The sequence below is a fragment of the Sphaerisporangium rufum genome (genome assembly GCF_016863395.1).
Lineage (GTDB): Bacteria > Actinomycetota > Actinomycetes > Streptosporangiales > Streptosporangiaceae > Sphaerisporangium > Sphaerisporangium rufum.
This window is the reverse complement of record NZ_BOOU01000087.1, coordinates 1-17363: the sequence shown is the minus strand read 5'-3', so window position 1 is coordinate 17363 and position 17363 is coordinate 1. Positions and strand designations below refer to the sequence as shown.

19 protein-coding genes and 1 tRNA gene are annotated in these 17363 nt (G+C 73.1%); 15 read left to right on the top strand and 5 right to left on the bottom strand.

Going from position 1 to position 17363, the window contains the following annotated elements; translation table 11 throughout:
• Nucleotides 1-27 precede the first annotated feature (27 nt).
• From Sru01_RS30070 to Sru01_RS30055, 4 genes are all read left to right on the top strand, one after another.
• Nucleotides 28-912: a branched-chain amino acid ABC transporter permease gene (locus Sru01_RS30070; RefSeq protein ID WP_203992704.1), complete on the top strand. Its 885-nt coding sequence runs from the start codon at nucleotides 28-30 to the stop codon at nucleotides 910-912.
• 84 nt (nucleotides 913-996) lie between these two features.
• Nucleotides 997-1935, top strand: a complete 939-nt coding sequence (locus tag Sru01_RS30065; protein ID WP_203992702.1) for a branched-chain amino acid ABC transporter permease — start codon at nucleotides 997-999, stop codon at nucleotides 1933-1935.
• Nucleotides 1932-2648, top strand: a complete 717-nt coding sequence (locus Sru01_RS30060) for an ABC transporter ATP-binding protein (protein ID WP_203992700.1) — start codon at nucleotides 1932-1934, stop codon at nucleotides 2646-2648. The genes Sru01_RS30065 and Sru01_RS30060 overlap by 4 nt, the downstream gene beginning before the upstream one ends.
• Nucleotides 2649-2654: 6 nt before the next feature.
• Nucleotides 2655-3365: an ABC transporter ATP-binding protein gene (locus Sru01_RS30055; RefSeq protein WP_203992698.1), complete on the top strand. Its 711-nt coding sequence runs from the start codon at nucleotides 2655-2657 to the stop codon at nucleotides 3363-3365.
• 71 nt (nucleotides 3366-3436) lie between these two features.
• On the opposite strand, the gene Sru01_RS30050 is transcribed toward Sru01_RS30055, so the two are convergent.
• Nucleotides 3437-3958, bottom strand: a complete 522-nt coding sequence (locus Sru01_RS30050; RefSeq protein WP_203992696.1) for a helix-turn-helix domain-containing protein — start codon at nucleotides 3956-3958, stop codon at nucleotides 3437-3439.
• A gap of 88 nt (nucleotides 3959-4046) precedes the next feature.
• Here Sru01_RS30050 and Sru01_RS30045 point away from each other — a divergent pair, with 88 nt between their 5' ends.
• The 3 genes from Sru01_RS30045 to Sru01_RS30035 all read left to right on the top strand — a co-directional run bounded on the left by Sru01_RS30045 (nucleotide 4047) and on the right by Sru01_RS30035 (nucleotide 6573).
• Complete coding sequence (locus Sru01_RS30045) at nucleotides 4047-5018, top strand: DUF2218 domain-containing protein (RefSeq protein WP_203992694.1); 972 nt, start codon at nucleotides 4047-4049, stop codon at nucleotides 5016-5018.
• Nucleotides 5019-5123: 105 nt separating this feature from the next.
• Nucleotides 5124-5663 (top strand): GntR family transcriptional regulator, encoded by a 540-nt coding sequence (locus Sru01_RS30040; RefSeq protein WP_239137857.1) that lies wholly within the window; start codon nucleotides 5124-5126, stop codon nucleotides 5661-5663.
• A 79-nt stretch (nucleotides 5664-5742) separates the two neighbouring features.
• Complete coding sequence (locus tag Sru01_RS30035) at nucleotides 5743-6573, top strand: GNAT family N-acetyltransferase (protein ID WP_203992689.1); 831 nt, start codon at nucleotides 5743-5745, stop codon at nucleotides 6571-6573.
• A gap of 29 nt (nucleotides 6574-6602) precedes the next feature.
• Here Sru01_RS30035 and Sru01_RS30030 read toward each other — a convergent pair whose 3' ends face one another.
• Both Sru01_RS30030 and Sru01_RS30025 read right to left on the bottom strand, forming a co-directional pair.
• Nucleotides 6603-7979, bottom strand: a complete 1377-nt coding sequence (locus tag Sru01_RS30030; protein ID WP_203992686.1) for a cellulose binding domain-containing protein — start codon at nucleotides 7977-7979, stop codon at nucleotides 6603-6605.
• 186 nt (nucleotides 7980-8165) lie between these two features.
• Nucleotides 8166-8687, bottom strand: coding sequence for a DUF1990 domain-containing protein (locus Sru01_RS30025; protein WP_203992683.1), 522 nt, complete (start codon nucleotides 8685-8687; stop codon nucleotides 8166-8168).
• 268 nt (nucleotides 8688-8955) lie between these two features.
• Here Sru01_RS30025 and Sru01_RS30020 point away from each other — a divergent pair, with 268 nt between their 5' ends.
• Both Sru01_RS30020 and Sru01_RS30015 read left to right on the top strand, forming a co-directional pair.
• Nucleotides 8956-9609: a class I SAM-dependent DNA methyltransferase gene (locus tag Sru01_RS30020; RefSeq protein WP_203992680.1), complete on the top strand. Its 654-nt coding sequence runs from the start codon at nucleotides 8956-8958 to the stop codon at nucleotides 9607-9609.
• A gap of 132 nt (nucleotides 9610-9741) precedes the next feature.
• Nucleotides 9742-9814 (top strand) — tRNA-Ala (locus Sru01_RS30015).
• Between the two features lie 157 nt (nucleotides 9815-9971).
• Here the strand turns inward: Sru01_RS30015 and Sru01_RS30010 are convergent.
• Nucleotides 9972-10934, bottom strand: coding sequence for a GlxA family transcriptional regulator (locus Sru01_RS30010; protein ID WP_239137856.1), 963 nt, complete (start codon nucleotides 10932-10934; stop codon nucleotides 9972-9974).
• A gap of 63 nt (nucleotides 10935-10997) precedes the next feature.
• Here Sru01_RS30010 and Sru01_RS30005 point away from each other — a divergent pair, with 63 nt between their 5' ends.
• The 6 genes from Sru01_RS30005 (at nucleotide 10998) to Sru01_RS29980 (ending at nucleotide 17087) form a co-directional block, all read left to right on the top strand.
• Nucleotides 10998-12329 carry an MFS transporter gene (locus Sru01_RS30005; protein ID WP_203992677.1) on the top strand — a complete coding sequence of 444 codons (1332 nt, stop codon included), beginning with the start codon at nucleotides 10998-11000 and terminating at the stop codon, nucleotides 12327-12329.
• A gap of 70 nt (nucleotides 12330-12399) precedes the next feature.
• Nucleotides 12400-13116 carry an aminoacyl-tRNA hydrolase gene (locus Sru01_RS30000; protein WP_203992674.1) on the top strand — a complete coding sequence of 239 codons (717 nt, stop codon included), beginning with the start codon at nucleotides 12400-12402 and terminating at the stop codon, nucleotides 13114-13116.
• Nucleotides 13117-13391: 275 nt separating this feature from the next.
• Nucleotides 13392-14333 carry a hypothetical protein gene (locus Sru01_RS29995; protein ID WP_203992671.1) on the top strand — a complete coding sequence of 314 codons (942 nt, stop codon included), beginning with the start codon at nucleotides 13392-13394 and terminating at the stop codon, nucleotides 14331-14333.
• Between the two features lie 96 nt (nucleotides 14334-14429).
• Nucleotides 14430-15032, top strand: coding sequence for a Maf family protein (locus tag Sru01_RS29990; RefSeq protein WP_203992668.1), 603 nt, complete (start codon nucleotides 14430-14432; stop codon nucleotides 15030-15032).
• Between the two features lie 39 nt (nucleotides 15033-15071).
• A complete protein-coding gene (locus Sru01_RS29985; RefSeq protein ID WP_239137854.1) occupies nucleotides 15072-15845 on the top strand; it encodes an EI24 domain-containing protein in 774 nt (257 codons plus the stop codon).
• 159 nt (nucleotides 15846-16004) lie between these two features.
• Complete coding sequence (locus tag Sru01_RS29980) at nucleotides 16005-17087, top strand: DUF4192 domain-containing protein (RefSeq protein ID WP_203992665.1); 1083 nt, start codon at nucleotides 16005-16007, stop codon at nucleotides 17085-17087.
• Nucleotides 17088-17100: 13 nt separating this feature from the next.
• Here the strand turns inward: Sru01_RS29980 and Sru01_RS29975 are convergent, their stop codons facing one another.
• Nucleotides 17101-17361 (bottom strand): cofactor assembly of complex C subunit B, encoded by a 261-nt coding sequence (locus Sru01_RS29975; RefSeq protein ID WP_239137853.1) that lies wholly within the window; start codon nucleotides 17359-17361, stop codon nucleotides 17101-17103.
• Nucleotides 17362-17363: the final 2 nt, after the last annotated feature.

Genomic DNA, 17363 nt, shown 5'->3' with positions numbered 1-17363 from the left:
CGGCACCGCGGAGACTGGAGCTCCTTCATGCACGAACTGGTTCAGCTGGCCATCGGCGGGTTCCTCCTGGGCGGCCTCTACGTCCTCATCGCGATCGGGATGTCGATCATCCTCAACGTCACCGGCATCTTCCACATCGCTCATGGGTCGACGCTGAGCCTGTGCGCGCTGACCTTCGCGGCACTGGAATCCACCCACATCCTGCTCGCGGTGCTGGTCACCACCGGCGTGTCCCTGACCTTCACGATGGCCGGCTACGAGCTGTTGTACCGGCCCATCGCCAAACGCCAGCCGACCCTGTTCCCGCTCTTCCTGGCGTCGTTCGGCCTGTGGATAGTCGGAGGTGCCGCCCTGACGCTGATCTTCTCCGCCGAGCCGGTCCACCCGCGGACCTCCCTGAACTCGACGGTCAACTTCGGTGATCTGTATCTGCTCAAGATCAATCTTCTGGCGTTCGCCGTCGCGGCCGCCTGCTACGCGGCGACCCGGGTGTTCCTCGCCCGGACCATGACCGGATCGCTGATGCGGGCGGTGGCCTGCTCCCGCGACATGTCAGATGTGTGGGGCATGCCGCGTCGCCGTGCCGAGCGGGTCGCGTTCATGATCGCCGGGTTGCTCGCCGTGCCGGCCGGCATCTTCGCGGCCTACGTCCTCGGGGCCTACCCCACGGTGGGCGACACCCCGCTGCTGTTCGCGTTCTCCGCCGTGGTGCTCGGAGGGCTCGGAAGCATCCGCGGCGCCGCGGCCGCGGCGCTGCTCTTCGGCGTCGTCCAAGGGGTCGCGGTGTGGGCGCTTCCGGCGACCTGGCAGGACGGCGTGGTCTTCGCGGTCTTCCTACTGCTGATCCTGGTGAGCCCGCGCGGTCTTGGGACGCTGGGCCTGCGACGGCGGGCGGAGGCGAGAAGCGCATGAGCACGCGTCCCGCCCCTCGCCGCCCCGGGAGCCGGCGCCGCCACCCGCAGACCACCCGATCCGACTCCCGCGTGGAGGTGCCGCGTGCTTGAGTACTTGGCCACGGTGGGAACACTCACCGGGATCTTCGCCATCGCCGCGGCGGGACTCAACATCACCCTGGGCTACGCCGGGGTGTTCTCGGCCGCCCAGGCGGTGTTCGTCGGCATCGGCGCCTACGTGACCGCGCTGCTCGGGCCGCAGGTCGGTGGGTCGCTCATCATCTGCGCGGTGGCCGCCGCCGGATGCTCCGTCGCCGTGGCCATGGTGCTGGCCCTGACCTCCCTGCGGGTCAGCGACGAGTACTTCATGGTGGCCTCCCTCGCGTTCCAGATCATGGTCTCGACCGTGTTCACCGGCTGGTACTCGGTGACCAAGGGCACCGACGGGATCTCGGGCATCCCCTACCCGCGACTGCTGGGAACCGAACTGTCCACCCCGGAGACCCAGTCGCGGCTGATCTGGGTCGTGGCGGCGCTGGTGGTGGCGCTCACCGCCGTGCTGCGCCGCGGGTCGGTCGGGCGGCTCTTCCTCGCGATCCGGGAGGACCCGGTGGCGACCCAGACCCTGGGGCGCAGTCCCACCTTGGGCAAGTACGTCGCCATCGTGCTCGGTGCCGCCGTCTCATCGCTCGGAGGCGTTCTTTACGCCTTCTACATCGGGTTCATCAATTCCGCCGCCTTCGACTACTCCCTATCGATCCAGCTCACCGCGATCGTGATCGTCGGAGGCATCGGCTGGTCCCTCGGCCCGGTCGTCGGCAGCGCCATCGTCGTGGCCGCCGTCCCGCTCATCAGCCTGCTGGACCTGCCCTCCACGACCGTCGGGCCGCTCGAGCAACTCATCTATGGCGCGCTCATCATCGCCGCGGTGGGCGTCCGCGGTTACATTCCCTCCGCTGTCGTGCTGCGGGAACGCTGGGCCGCCCGGGCCGGCGGCGCGCGGCCATGGCGGCGGGCCCACGGTCCGGTGGTGAAGCCATGAGCCTTGAGATCAACGGTGTCCGGGCCGCGTTCGGCGGGCTGGTCGCGCTGGACGACGTGTCACTGACCGCGGAACCGGGGGCCGTCACCGCGCTGATCGGGCCCAACGGAGCCGGCAAGACGACGCTGTTCAACGTGATCTCGGGGCTCGTCCCCCCCGAGCGCGGAAGTGCCCGGCTGGACGGCACCGAGTTGATCGGCCGGTCGGCCCGGCAGGTGGCCAGGCTCGGCGTTGCCCGATCCTTCCAGGAACTCCGGCTGTTCGGCGGCGTGAGCGTGCAGGAGCAGACCATGTTCGCGGCCGAACGGTCGGTTCTGACCCGCTCGCGCGAGTCGCGGGCCCGCGCGACGGAGATCCTGGACCGCCTGGGCCTGTCGGCGGCACGACGCAGCCTCGCCGCGGACCTCGGCTACGGGCAGCAGAAGGCGGTCTCGATCGCGCGGATGCTCGCCATGAACGGCCGGGCCTGGCTCCTCGACGAACAGGCCGCCGGACTCGCGCCACGCGAATACGAACTGTTCTGCGAGGTCGTCGCCGAGGCCAAGGACCGTGGACTGATCATTTTGCTGATCGAACACAACCTCCGGCTCGTCAAGGACCTCGCCGACGTCGTGGTGTTCCTCGACCGGGGCCGGGAACTCGTCACCGGCACCGCCCACGAGGTCTTCTCCAACGAACTGGTGCGATCGCTCTACTTCGGCGAGCGGGACTGAGGAGACATGCTCACCATCGACTCTCTGACCGTGCGGCTCGGGCACCGCGTGGTCATCGACGCGCTGAGCGCCGGCTTCGAGCCAGGCCGTATCGAGCTGGTTCTCGGCCACAACGGCGCCGGAAAGTCCACCCTGCTGCGCGCCATCGCCGGTCTGCTTCGCCCTTCCGGCGGGGGAGTCCTTCTGGACGGCGTCGACATCGCGCGCCGGACTCCGTCGGACGTGGCTCGCGCCGGGGTGGTGCTGGTCCCGCAGGGCCGCGGGATCTTCGCCGACCTCACCGTGGCCGAGAACATCAGGCTTGGAATGTGGAACACGCGCCGGCTGAAACGGGGCACCGCCCAGGAGGAACGGGCCAGGCTCGACGAGGCCCGGGAGCTGTTCCCCGTGCTGGGCCAGCTGTGGAACACGCGCGCCGGTTCCCTGTCCGGAGGACAGCAGCAGCAGGTCGCGATCGCCCGCGCGTTCCTGGCGAATCCCCGGGTGCTGCTCCTCGACGAACCCTCGGTGGGGCTGTCGCCCAAGCTCGCGGAGCTGGTGCTCTCCACCGTCGCGTCGCTGCGCCGCGACGACCGGACCATCGTGCTGGTCGAGCAGAACGTCCACCAGGCGCTGGCCGTGGCGGACACCGTCGCGATCATGCGTGCCGGCGTCATGGAGCGGCACGGTCTCGCTCCCGCCGACATCGCCCGGCAGGATCTCACCACCGTCTTCTGACCGGGCACGGGGACGAGCGACCCGGCGGTAGCGTCGCGACCCGAAGCGGCCGACTGCAGGGAGGCGGGTGGTCACCCCTCGACAGGCAGCCGGGGGGTGTCGGCCCGGTAGAGGCTGACGAGCAGGCCGTACGCCTCCGTTTCCTCAGTCGCCGTGCCGTCCGGGTCATGAGCCAGCGCGTCCAATCGCTGGGCCAGCGCGTGGGCTTCATCGGTGGTGAGCCAGAGATGGCGTAGCACGGTATGGCCGGGATCGCCGGCTCGGGCGGGTGACATCTCGGCCTTGGCGGCGTCGAGGAGGAACCCCGCTCCGGCGTCCTCGGCGAGCCGGAATCCCTTGCTGACCAGCTCGAAGCGTTGTTCGGTGCCGCCGCGCACCTGCCGGGTGCCCGCCAGCCGGACGAGCCCGGCGTCGCGCAGGACGCGCACGTGGTAGGCGACGGTGCCCTTGGTCGAGCCGAGGGCCGCGGTCAACTCGCCCAGGGTGGCGGGGCGCTGGCGCAGCAGATTCACCATCCGGTGCCTGAGCGGATGGCCGAGTGCTTTGAACTGCGCGGGCGAGCGCAGGAGCAGGGGGCGATCTTCGTCTCCCACCACCTAAGTGTCTATGAACATCGACACTTTTGACAAACCGCTCGACCGGCCCCAGAATGATCTTAGCCTAAAGCGTATAAAAACGTAGATGCTTACGAAGGGCGGACCGCGCATGCCCCTGTCGACGGCGCACGTCACTATCGAACACCCCGCTCACCGGGTGGTCGAGCTCATCCACAGCCTGGGCGACGAGGTGACCGCTCGGCTCGGCGGCGACGGCAGGGCGGCGATCATCTCACGCCACGGCACCTGCTCCCTGGTTCCGCGCTGGGGAACGCTGGTACTGATCGCCGCCGCGCCGGACCTGGACTCGCTCACCGGCGTGCGCGATCTTGTGACGCGGCACCTGTCGCACTCGGCGGCGGGTCAGGAGGTCCACTTAGACTGGACCGGCCCGACCAGTGGAGACGCCCTGGAACCCGTCACTCCGGCCGTCCAGGACTACCTGCTCGCACACTGCACACCGCCCGACCGATTGCTCACGGAACTGGCGGCCATGACGCGCGAGGCGACCGGCCGGGCCGCCGGGATGCAGGTGACGCATGACGGGGGAGTGCTGCTGGAGATGCTGGTCCGGCTCTCCGGCGCGCGCAGCGCCATCGAGATCGGGGTGTTCACCGGCTACTCCTCGCTCTGCATCGCCCGCGCGCTGCCCGACGACGGCCGGCTGCTGGCCTGCGACGTGAGCACCGAATGGACCGGCATGGCGCTGCCGTTCTGGGAACGGGCGGGTGTGCGGGACCGTATCGACCTCCAGATCGGGCCGGCCCTCGAAACCCTCAGGGCGCTGCCCGAGGAGCGGACCTTCGACTTCGCCTTCATCGACGCGGACAAGGCCGGCTACCCGGCCTACTGCGAGGAGATCATCCCGCGGCTCGTCACCGGTGGTCTCCTCGTCCTCGACAACGTGTTCCTCGGCGGCACCGTGCTCGATCCGGCCTTCCAGGAGGCGGACCAACGTGCGATTCGCGAGGTCAACGAGGCCCTCGCCCAAGATGACCGGCTGGACAGCGTGATGCTGCCCGTGCGGGACGGCGTCACGCTCGCGCGGAAGCGTTGACCGCCTGACGGTGAACTCCGCCGGCCCAGGGGGCCCGGTAGGGTCGAGGCACCGACAGGCGAGCGGAGGAGGCCGGCCGAGATGCGAGGGGGCGGGACGCGCGGGGTGGTGGTTCGGCGTGCGCTGCCGACGCCGCCGCGGGTGCGGGCCGCGGCCTCGCTGTTCGCCGCCGAGGCCGCCGAGCAGGGGGTGACCCCGGGCCGGCGCATGCTGTACGTCGGCACCGAGCCGGCCGGCGAGCGGGTGGCCGCCGCGCTGCGGCTCCCGCCGGGCGCGGACGTGCTCGCCCGGCGCAAGCTGCTGCTGGCCGACGATGTCCCGGTGCGGATCGCCACCAGCTTCTTCCGGCTCGACCTGTTCGGCGGCACCCCGCTCGCCGAGCCCGGGTTCGTCCGGCCCAGCCTGCAGGCGGGCATCGCGGCGCTCGGCCACCGGTTCGGGCACGCGGAGGAGGAACTGCTCGCCCGCCCGCCGGCCGCCGCCGAGGCGGACACGCTGCGGCTGGAGCCGGGGGAGTGGGTCGTCGAGATCGTGCGGGCGGCCTATGGCGGCGACGGTGCGCCGGTCCACGTGCTGGAGACGATCTGCGCGGCCACCCGGCACGTCTTCACCATCGCCCAGGTCACCGGCGCCGACGAGTTCTAGCCGGCCGGACGGGTTTCGGCCGGCCGGTGCCGCGGAAATGGGTTCGCCACTGCCGCCGGCCGGTTGGCACACTGTGCGGATGGCCTGGACATTCACCACAGAACTCGACGAACTCCCACCGGCCGCCGACGCCTGGCTGCGCGGCGACCCGACCCGCAACACGGTCGCGCTCACCGTGCTGGCCCGCGGCCGGTCCGGGCTGTGGGGCGGCGGCGCGATGGCCGGCTGGTACGCCGACGGGGAGTCGGTGCGCGGGGTCGTGCTGCACACCCCGCCCTACCAGCTGCTGGTGCCCGACATCCCGCTGGACATCGTGCCGTCGCTGGCCGAGGCGCTGCGCGACCTGCCGTTGCCGGGCGTGGGCGGGCCGCGGGCGCAGGCCGAGGCGTACCTTTCGGCCGCCGGCCGGACCGAGGCGTCCCGGATGTCCATGCGCATGTACCGGCTGGCGGAGCTGCGCCCGCACTCGGCGACCGGCGCCGCCCGTCGGGCCGGCCCGGGAGATCTGGACCTGGCGGCCGGCTGGATGCGCGATTTCCTGCTGGAGGCCGAGCCGGAGAACGCCGACGACCCCTACCCGCAGACCCGCGCCCGGATCGGCGCGGGCGAGTTGGTGCTGTGGGAGGACGCCGGGCGGCCGGTGGCGATGGCCGCGTTCAGCACGCCGATCGCCGGGATGTCGCGGGTCGGCCCGGTCTACACCCCGCCCGAGCACCGCAAGCACGGCTACGGATCGGCGGTCACCCACGCGGTCAGCCGGGCGGCGAAGGACGCCGGTGCCACCTCGGTGCTGCTGTTCACCGACCTGGCCAACCCGACGTCCAACGCCATCTACCAGGCGCTCGGCTACCGCCCGCTCACCGACTATGCCACGATCTTCTTCGCCGCCGGAGACCGGCCGGCCGGCTGAGCCGGACGCCGGCGGCGAAGGCACGCAGGTCAGGCGCAGGCGGCCCCGTTCAGCGCGAAACCGGACGCCGCCGCCGACGGCCCGGTGGAGGAGCCGTTGAAGCCGAGGTCGATGGTCCCGCCCGCGGGCACCGAGCCGTTCCACGAGGCGTTCTTCACCGTCACCGTGGTCCCGGACTGCGTCCAGGTGCCGTTCCAGCCCTGCGCGACGGTCACCCCGGCGGGCAGGGTGAAGGTCAGCGTCCAGCCGTTCAGCGCGCCGCCCCGGTTGGTGACCTTGATCTGCCCGGTGAACCCGCCGGACCACTCGCTCTGCCTGGTGTAGGTCGCCGAGCAGGAACCGGCCGGCGTGGGGCTGGTGCCGGGCGTCGGGGTGATCGTCGGGGTGGGGCTGCCGCCCGGAGTCGGGGTGATCGTCGGCGTCGGGGTGGCGGTCGGCCCGGTGCCGGTGGTGTAGGAGACCGGGGTGTAGTCCGCGCCGCACGGGGCGCAGCCGTCGGGCAGCCGGAAATCGTACACCCGCCCGTCGTTGATCAAGGTGTCGGCGGCGTCCCGCACCCGGATGCGGTAGTCCGTGCCGCCGGACACCGTCGGCGCCAGGATGAACGACTGCCCCATGTCGCTGTTCATCTTCGCCGCCTGCCAGGCGCCGTCGGCGAAGTATTCCACGCCGTGGATGCCGTTGCGCAGGTGTCCGACGACGATGGTGGGCCAGTACCGCTGCGCGCCCTTCATGAACCCGATCTTGATGTCGCCGGTGTACCCGGGGGCGGTGACGTACGTCCAGTTGACGTGGCGGTTGTTCCAGTGCGAGGGGTACATGTCGCCGACCGGGACGCCGTTCTTGGCGAACTTGTTCAGCGAGTCGGTGGACAGGTCGAGGTGGTAGCGGTCGTCCCGGCACCAGGCGTTGGTGTCGCCGCAGCTGTCGGCCACCTGCATGTACAGCTCGGCGCCGTTGTAGGCGTCCGGCGTCCAGGAGCCGCCCCGGCAGAAGGGCTGGCTCTGCGCCCCGTCGTTGGTGCCGGTGCAGAAGTCGGAGATGAGCACCTGCACCCACCGGCCGCAGTTACGGCCGTTGTCCCACGCGCCGATCTTGGAGCTCATGGAGTCCGGGATCGGGCGCGGGTAGAAGCCGTAGTCGCCGGGGGTGTCGTAGACGTTGAGCGCGACGAAGTTCTGAGTGTCGAGCTGGGACTGCGGCAGCCCGCACCCGCCGTACGGCGAGCCGAGGGCGGTGAAATGGGTCGCGTTGCCGGTGAACGGTACCGGAGCGGCGGCCCGCGCGGCGAGCGGGAACGCCACCAGTACGGCGGCGAACGCGGCGAGCAGCACGCCCCGGCGGCGCCGGGTGGCCGAGACCTCGCCGGGTGGGGCCGCCGTGCGCGTGCGACGAAGGATCCTCATGCCGTCCCCTCTCCGCCGCCGCCCGGTCGCGCGGGCCCGGTGCCCGAGTGCCGTGCGAAGCGGGGACACCCTAGGCGGGCGACCGGCGCCGGGCAACGCCGGTGCGCGGGGCGGGACGGCGGCGCCAGGTCAGCGGGCCCGGCCGGTGCGGCGCGGCTGAAAATTGCAGGCGGCCGTACCGCGCCGTCAGCGGGCCAGCCGGCGCGCGGCGGCGGCGTAGCGCGCGACGACGAACCGCGCGGCCAGGCCGGCCAGCGGCCAGGCCGGTCTGGTGTACCAGCGGCCCGGCCGGGTGAAGGAGGTCACGATGAAGGCCACCGAACCGTCGTCCCCGCGCTCCACCACGAACGATTCCTCGCCCCGCTCGGGATGGCCGGGCAGCGTACCGTAGGCGAACCCCCGCCGGTCCGCCTCATCGAGCGTCCACACCACCCGGCACGGGATCTCCAGCGCCAGCCGGCCCACCCCCGCCCGGGACACCACGATCGCGCCCGGCTCGGCCCGCGGCGCCGACGCGGTCACCGTCAGCCCGGCGGCCCGCTGGACCCGCCAGGTCATCAGCGCCTCGACGGCCCGCTCGAACGAGGCGCCCGGCCCGAGGTCGTGCCGGCGGCGCAGGTGCCGGTAGCCGGCCGGAAGCACCCCGTTCCGGGTCGCCCCCACCTGCGGGTAACTGAATCCGGTCTTCTCGTACCGTTCGAGGTCCATCGTCCCCTCTCCATCCTCCGGCCGCCCGCCGCCGTACGCGGGTGACATCACCCCTGCCCGGCGGGCCCGGGGATAAAAGGCCGGGCCACGCCGGCCGGCCGCACCGTGCGGACCTGCGAGGGACGGGCGGCGGTTAAATATCGGTCGTATCCCGAAGAAATGAATTGTCGACTATGAGTCATGACCCTCCTGACTAGACTTGACTTTACCTGTCATATACCTCTATCTAAGGAGGGTCGGGTTTTCTGCGGAACATTGGGTGGGCGAAATGACAGCGAGGGGCTCGCGTGCGGCACACCGCGCCGCGCAGGCCGACGCGTTCGACCGGATCGGCGACCGGTACGACGAGGCGTTCCCCTACAAGGGCGGGCAGATAGCCGCCACCGAATGGGTGCTGCGCAAGCTGCGGCCGGGTTCCCGGGTGCTGGACGTCGGCTGCGGGACCGGCCTGCCGACCGCGCGGCAGCTCGTCGACGCGGGCTGCGTGGTGACCGGCGTGGACATCTCCCCGGTCATGCTGGAACTCGCCCAGCGGAACGTGCCCGAGGCGGACCTGCGCCGGCTGGACATGACGGAACTGCAGCACGGCATCGGCCGGTTCGACGCCGTCGTCGCCTTCTTCTCGCTGTCCATGCTGCGGCGCGACGAGGTGATGGTGACGCTGCTCCGGCTGCACGACCTGCTCATCCCGGGGGGCTGGCTGGCGCTCGGCATGGTCGAGATGGACGTCGACGGCATGCCCATCCCGGTGCTGGGCACCCCGGTCCGCACCACCGGCTATGCCCGCGGGACCCTGCGCGCCATCGTGGAGGAGGCCGGGTTCGGGGTGCGCGAGCAGATGGATCTGGCGTACGTGCCGGCCAGCGAGACCGAGCCGCTGGAGATGCAGCTTTTTCTCAACTGCCGCCGCAACGTCTTCTAGCCTCCGGCCGCCCCGGCCCTGGCGGGCCCGCGCCGGTGACGGTCCGGGGCGCGGTCTCGGTCGGCTAGACTGGCCATGCGCAACAGGGGCCCGCCTTTCGGTGATACCGGCGGTTCCAGGGGGCGCGATCGCGGGGCTATGGCGCAGTTGGTAGCGCGCCTCCATGGCATGGAGGAGGTCTGGGGTTCGAATCCCCATAGCTCCACCGTTCGGTGGTTCTCCGGCTTCGCCGTTTCTTCGGCGGGCCGGATTTTTTTGTGCCGGCCGGCCTCGGGCCGCTCGTGCCGGCGCCGTCCTGGTCGTGGGCCCGCCTGACCCTCCGCGTTCGTCGATCTTTTGGGACGGCCTCCCCGGAGCAGTGGTCAGCCGGTGGCGCGGAAGGTCTGGCGGTAGGTGAGCGGGGCGACACCGACGGCCGCGTGCAGATGCTGCCGCAGCGAGACGGCGGTGCCGAACCCCGCAAGCTCGGCCACCCGGGGCACCGGCAGATCCGTGGTCTCCAGCAGGTGCCGGGCATGCTCGACCCGCTGCCGGTTCAGCCATCGGGCCGGGCTCAGGCCGGTCTCCTCCCGGAACCGCCGGGTGAAGGTGCGCACGCTCATCCGGGCGTGCCCGGCCAGCGCGGCCAGGTCGAGCGGCTCGTGCAACCGCTCCAGCATCCAGGCGCGGGTCGGCGCGGTGCCGGCGTCGCCGGGCTCGGGCAGCGGCCGCTCGATGTACTGCGCCTGGCCGCCCTCCCGCCAGGGCGGCATGACGCAGCGCCGGGCCGCGCGGTTGGCCACCCGGCTGCCGTGGTCCCGGCGGATCACATGAATGCACAGGTCGATCCCCGCGGCGACGCCGGCGGAGGTCAGCACGTCACCGTCGTCGACGAACAGCACGTCGGGGTCCAGCTCGACGCGAGGGTACAGCGACCGGAACCGGCGGGCCCAGCGCCAGTGCGTCGTCGCCGGCCGCCCGTCGAGCAGCCCGGCGGCGGCCAGCACGAACGCGCCCGTGCAGATGGAGACCAGCCGCGCCTCGCCGGCCGCCCGGCGCAGCGCCGCCCGCACCCCGGGCTCGAGCGTGCCGTCGGTGACCGCCGGGCCGCCGTGCACGCCCGGCACCACGACGGTGTCGGCGGTGCGCAGCGCGGACAGGTCGTGGTCGGGGACCGCGGTGAAGCCCGCCGAGCCGTGCACCGGCCGCCCGCCGGGGGAGCAGGCGGTCACCTGGTAGAGCGGCCGCCCCGCGGCGTCCTCCGGGGTGAGGAACACCTGGCCGGCGATGCCGAGATCCAGGCTGGCGAACTCGTCGAGCATCAGGACCACGACACGATGCGGCATGGCCGGATCCTTTCACACATTGGCTATCCAGCCACTCGTTTCCGGCGGAGCGGGCGGCGCATTATGGTCGCCATGACATCGACTGTTGATCGCGGACCGCGGCGAGGGTTGCACCGGGCGTGGATCGTCGCCGGGGTGGCTGGGGTGGCGATCATCGGGGCGGCCGGCTTCCGCGCCACCCCGGGGGTGCTCATCACCCCGCTTCAGGAGGAGTTCGGCTGGACCCGCGGGACGATCTCGCTGGCCGTCTCGGTGAACCTCGTCCTGTTCGGCCTGACCGCGCCGTTCGCCGCCGCGCTGATGGACCGCCTGGGGATGCGCCGGGTGGTGGCCGGCGCGCTGCTGCTGGTGGCCCTCGGCAGCGGACTCACGGTCTTCATGACCGAGAGCTGGCAGCTCGTCGCATGCTGGGGCGTGCTCGTCGGCCTGGGCACCGGGTCGATGGCGCTGGTCTTCGTCGCGACGGTGACCGAGCGCTGGTTCGTCCGGCACCGCGGCGTGGTCACCGGGGTGCTCACCGCGGCCGGCGCGGCCGGGCAACTGGTGTTCCTCCCGCTGCTGGCCTGGATCGCCGAGGGCACCGGGTGGCGGGCGGCGGCGCTGGTGGTGACCGCCGCCGCCCTCGCCGTGGTCCCGCTGGTCTGGTTCCTGCTCCACGACCGCCCGCAGGACGTCGGGCGCACCGCCCTGGGCGCCGCACCGGACGCCGCGCCGGCACCGGCCCGCCCGGCCGGCGGCGCGGCCCGGCGCGCCCTCACCGTGCTCACCGGCGCGGCGCGCACCCGCTCGTTCTGGTTCCTGGCCGGTGGCTTCGCCATCTGCGGCGCCAGCACCAACGGCCTGGTGGGTACCCACTTCATCCCCGCCGCGCACGACCACGGCATGGCCGAGACGGCGGCCGCCGGCCTGCTGGCGCTGGTCGGCCTCTTCGACATCGTCGGGACCGTGCTGTCGGGCTGGCTCAGCGACCGGGTCGACCCGCGGATCCTGCTCGCCGCCTACTACGGCCTGCGCGGCCTGTCGCTGCTGGTGCTGCCGTCGCTGTTCTCCGCCACCACCGAACCCAGCATGCTGATCTTCATCATCTTCTACGGGCTGGACTGGGTGGCCACCGTGCCGCCCACCGTGGCGCTGTGCCGGGCCGCCTACGGGGCCGACGGGGCGGTGGTGTTCGGCTGGGTCTTCGCCTCCCACCAGGTCGGCGCCGCGTTCGCCGCGGTCGCGGCCGGCGTCACCCGTGACCATCTGGGCCACTACGACGCGGCCTGGTACGGAGCCGGCCTGCTGTGCGGTCTGGCCACGGTGATGTCGCTGCTGGTCGCCCGGCACCGCGGTGCCGGGCCGGACGCTGCGCGGCCCGCGCCGGTCGCCGCCGGACCGGGCCGGCCTGCCTGAGCGCGGCGGGCGGCCCGGGCGCGGCGGGCGGCGACCGGCGCGCCGGCCGGCGAGCTGGCATCCTTGGCAGGTGAGCGAGTCAGACCAAAGAGTGCTCCCGCTGGTGGTGCGGATCGAGCGGGCGGCGCCGCCGGACCGCACCGACGCCCTGGAGGCCGCGGCGCGCGCCGTGCTGACCCTGCTGGCCGACGAGCGGTCGACCAACGGCGAGTGGGCCGAGCAGGTACGCGCTTGGGAGGAGAGCCGCATCCGCAAGGTCGTGCGCCGGGCCAGGGGCGCCGAGTGGCGCCGGGTCGGGGAACTGCCCGGGATCACCGTCGAGATGCGCTCGGCCCAGGTGCGGGTCCATCCGCCGATCCCGCTGGACGGCTGGCCCAAGGAGCTCTCCCGGTTGCAGGTGTCCGGTACCGACCTGCCCGCCGCCGGCGAGCCGCCCCCGCCGCCACCCGGCACCCCGGTGCTCTGGCTGAACCCGGCGCTGGAGATGTCCGCGGGCAAGGCCATGGCCCAGGCGGGCCACGCGGCGCAACTGGCCTGGTGGGGGGCCGACCCGGCCGGGCGGGCGGCGTGGCGGGCGGCGGGACTGCCGCTGGCCGTGCGCACGGCCACCCCGCGGCGGTGGCCGGACCTGCTGGAGGGCGGGCTGCCGGTGGTCCGGGACGCGGGCTTCACCGAGGTGGAGCCGGGCACCCGCACGGTGGTCGCCGAGGCGCCCTGGCTGCGGGACCGGGGCGGCCTGCGGCCGGCCGGCTCCGGCCCGCTGCGCGACCCGTCCACCGGCCGTTGACCCGAGGCGAAAGCAAAGGTCAGAGCGGGTGCAAAGGCTTCATCGGGTGCCGACTCGTTCCCGAAGTGTGATCGGGAGCGCGGACGGGGCCAGATGATTTGCCGTACGCTCCCAACGTGCCAAATGGGGTAGGTGGGAAGGACGGGACCAAAGCCGTCCCGACGTACGTAACGGCGGAGGCGGCGACCGCCCCGCTACCGAAGATCACGGCCCCGGCCCCGGAGCGTCCGGCATCACCCCGGCCGGTCAGGCGCTCCCGGCTCGGCGACCTGCCGATGCGCGTCGTCTACCGTGTCATCGCCGTGGCGGCGTCGGTGCTGATCGTCGCCGCCGCCGGCACCGTGTTCGCGCTGACCGGCGGCTTCGATCGCCTGTCCGGCGGATCGGCCCCGGCCGCCGCGCCGCCGGAGCCGGGCGCCGCCACCGGGCCGGCCGGCACCGGCGACGCCTCCCCGGCGCCCGTCGTTCCGACGGGTGCGACGGCGTCCGGCGCCGTCCCGCCGTCCGTCGGGATCACGGCCACCTCCGCCGCGACGCCGCCCGGATCCCCGGGGCCCACGGCCGCCACCCCGGCCGTGCCGGACGCCGTGCGGACCGGCGGGTCACCGGCGGTGCCGGCGCAGGCGACCGCGTCCCCGCTGCCCGGCGGCGGGCAGGGTGTGCTCGCCGCCGTCGCCGCCGACCCCCGCGTCTCGGGCCTGCCGGAGGATGGGCGGCTCACGAACTATCCGGGCAAAGGCGGCCGGACCAAGGGCCGGGTGAAGGACTCCCGGTCGGGCGTCTCGTTCGCCCGGTTCACCAAGTCCTGGCGGCTGGTGAGCTCCGCTCCGTTCGCCACCCGCCGCCTGCTGCCGGCCGTCAAGGGCGCCCGGCACCGCGGCCTGCTGGCGACCTGCCCGGTGCCGATCGCGGTGCAGGAGGAACTGCGGGACACCGCCGTCCTGGCCGCCCGGTGGAGCCTGAAGCACCATCCGGACGGGTCCACCATCACCTGGACGGCGTCCCAGCCCTTCAAGGCCGGCAAGCGTGACGGCTGGCTGCTCGGTTACCGGGTGCACTACGAGGCGCGCGGCGAGAAGCACGTCGCCACCGCGGCCGTCGCGCTGGTCGACGTCCGCCGCGCCAAGCCCGCCATGGTGCTGATCACCATCCCGGACGCCCAGAAGAAGCGCTGGGCCGACATCAACACGCTGATGTCCGGCCTGCGCGCGCTCTGACGCCGGGACCGGCCCCGGCGGTGTCCCGCCGGCCCGGCCGGGCGACGGGGTGCGCGCGAGGTGCGGTGGTCGCGCCGGTCCCCTAGGCTCGGAGGGGTGACCGAGATCGTCCTTGCCTCCGCCTCTCCGGCCCGGCTGGCTCTGCTGCGCAGCGCCGGCCTCGACCCGACGGTGATCGTCAGCGGGGTCGACGAGGAGGCGGTGACCGCCGCGTCCCCCGCCGAGCTGGCCCTGGTGCTCGCCCGGGCCAAGGCCGCGGCCGTCGCCCGGGGCGTGCGCGAGGGCCTGGTCATCGGCTGCGATTCGGTGCTGGAGCTGGACGGCCGGGCGTACGGCAAGCCGTCGTCGGCCGAGGAGGCGGTGGCCCGCTGGCGGTCGATGCGCGGCCGGTCCGGCCGGCTGCTCACCGGGCACTGCGTGATCGACGCGGCGACCGGGGCCGAGGCGGCGGAGGTGGCCGGCACCGGCGTGCGCTTCGGCCGCCCGTCGGAGGAGGAGATCGCGGCCTACGTCGCCAGCGGCGAGCCGCTGCGGGTGGCGGGCGCGTTCACTCTGGACGGCATGGGCGGCTGGTTCGTGGAAGGCATCGAGGGCGACCACGGCACCGTGCTCGGCCTGTCGCTGCCGCTGCTGCGCCGCCTGCTCGGCGACCTCGGGTATACCGTGCCGGGCCTGTGGAAACAGGGATCATTGGCGTGATCGTGCGATGATCGGGTGCGAGGCGCTAGCCTGCCGGGCATGAATGCCATGGGGCGATCGGCCCGGAGCGGCGCCGGCGGCGTCCTGTCGGGGGTCCGCTACTTCTTCGAAGGCCTCGGCTGGGTCGCCCGCCATCCCCGGCAGTGGCTGTTCGGGCTGGTCCCCGCGCTCGTCGCGCTGGTCCTCTACATCATCGCGCTGGTGCTGCTCGGCACCTACGCCGGGCGGATCGCGGCGCTGGTCACGCCGTTCGCCGACGGCTGGAGCCCGGGGGCCCGAGACGCGCTGCGGTTCCTGCTCGGCCTGGCCACCTTCGCGCTCGGCCTGGTGCTCGCCGTGGTGACCTTCACGGCGGTGACCCTGGCGATCGGCGGGCCGTTCTACGAGAAGCTGGCCGAGCGGGTGGAAGACGACCTGGGCGGCGCGCCGCCGGAGCCGGACGTGCCGCTGTGGCGGTCGATCGCGCGGTCGGTGCGGGACAGTGTGATCACCTTGGGCTACGTGCTGATGTTCAGCGTGCCGCTGTTCGTGCTGGGATTCGTCCCGGTCGTCGGCCAGACGGTCGTCCCGGTGCTAGGCGCCGCCGTGTCGGGGTTCTTCCTGACGGTGGAGCTCACCGCGCTGGCCATGGAGCGCCGCGGGCTGCCGCGCCGCCGGCGGTTCGCGCTGCTGCGCGCGGACAAGGGGCCGGTGCTGGGGTTCGGAGTGCTGGCCTTCCTGGTGTTCCTGATCCCGTTCGGCGCGGTCGTCGCGATGCCGGCCGCGGTGGCGGGCGCCACCGTCATGGTCCGCCACCGGCTGGCGCCCGGCTGACCGGAACGGCGACTTCGCCCCCTGGTTATCCACAGGCGCCACGCCGCGCCGCTGTCACCTGCGGAAATGTGCCGCAGATCCGGACCTCGGCCGGCCCGTTGTCCACAGAACGACGTTCGCCTCGGCGCCGGGGTCCGCGGATCGGCGAAGGTCGCCGCCATGACCGCCTCACCGCTCCTGCTGGCCTCCCCGGACGACATCCTGGGCGCCGTCCCCTACCTGCTGGGCTTCCACCCCGCCGACAGCCTGGTGCTGATCGGGTTCTCCGGGCGGGGAACGCGCGGCCGGCTGCGCTTCACCACCCGCTGGGATCTACCGGCGCCACCGGACGCCTACGATCCGCTGGTGCCGCTGCTGGGCCGCGAGGAGGTCAGCCACGCGATCCTCGCCGGGTTCGGCACGGGCGCGCTCGTCACCCCCGCGGTCGACGAGGCCCTCCGACTGCTCCGCGCGGCCGGCGTGGAGGTGATCGAGGCGTTGCGCGCCGAAGGCGCGCGCTACTGGTCCTACGTCTGTACCCGGCCCGAGTGCTGCCCCGCGGAAGGGCGGCCGTACGACCCGGTGGCCGGACCGGTCGCGGTGCGGGCCACGCTGAACGGCCTGGTCGCGCTGCCCGGCCGCGAGGTCCTGGAGCACGCGGTCGCCCCGGTGCGGGGCGCGGCGCGGGAACGGATGCGCGCGGCCACCCGCGAGGCCGCCGCGCTGGTGCGCGGCGCGCTGCTGCGATGCCCCGATCCGGCGGAGGCACCCGGCGTCTTCGTCAGCGAAGGGCTGGCCCGGGTCCGCCGGTCGCTACGGGCGTTCGCCGAGGGCGGGCCACCGGCCGATGACGAGGCGGCGCGGCTGGGCTTCGACCTGGCGGTGATCCGGGTGCGGGACGAGGCGTGGACATTGATGACCGACGAGAGCCAGGAGGCGCACATCGGCCTGTGGTCCGACCTGACCCGGCGATTGGAGCCCCCGTTCGTCGCGCCCGCCGCTTCACTGCTGGGTGCCGCCGCCTGGCGGCGCGGCGACTGCGCGCTGGCCGGCATCGCGGTACGGCGGGCGCTGGACGCCGATCCGGGCTACTCCATGGCGCTGTTACTGGCCGAAGGGCTGCGGCAGTTGGTCAGCCCCGAGGTGTTGCGGCGACGGATGCCCAGCCCTGCCGAGCTGGACGCCGGCATGGGCCCGCCGCGCATGGAGTGGCTGCACCCGCTGTTCCCGCTGCTGGACGACCAGACGGTGCACGCCGGCTGAGCGGGGCGGCGGCTCAGTCGGGGGAGGGCTCGTTGCGGCGCCGCTCGTTGTAGGCGCGCATCCGGCCGGGGTAGCCGGTCAGCTGCACGTCATAGACCGGCAGGGCCAGCTTGCGGGCGACCTTGATGATGACGGCCGGCGAGCCGACCCGGCGGCGGGTCCATTCCCCGTCGTGGGCGATGGCCACCGCGGTGGTGTCGGTGGCGAACGTCTCCGGCTCCACGTAGAACTCCACGCCCCGGCGCGAGCGGGCGAAGGCGATCAACGCTTCCACAT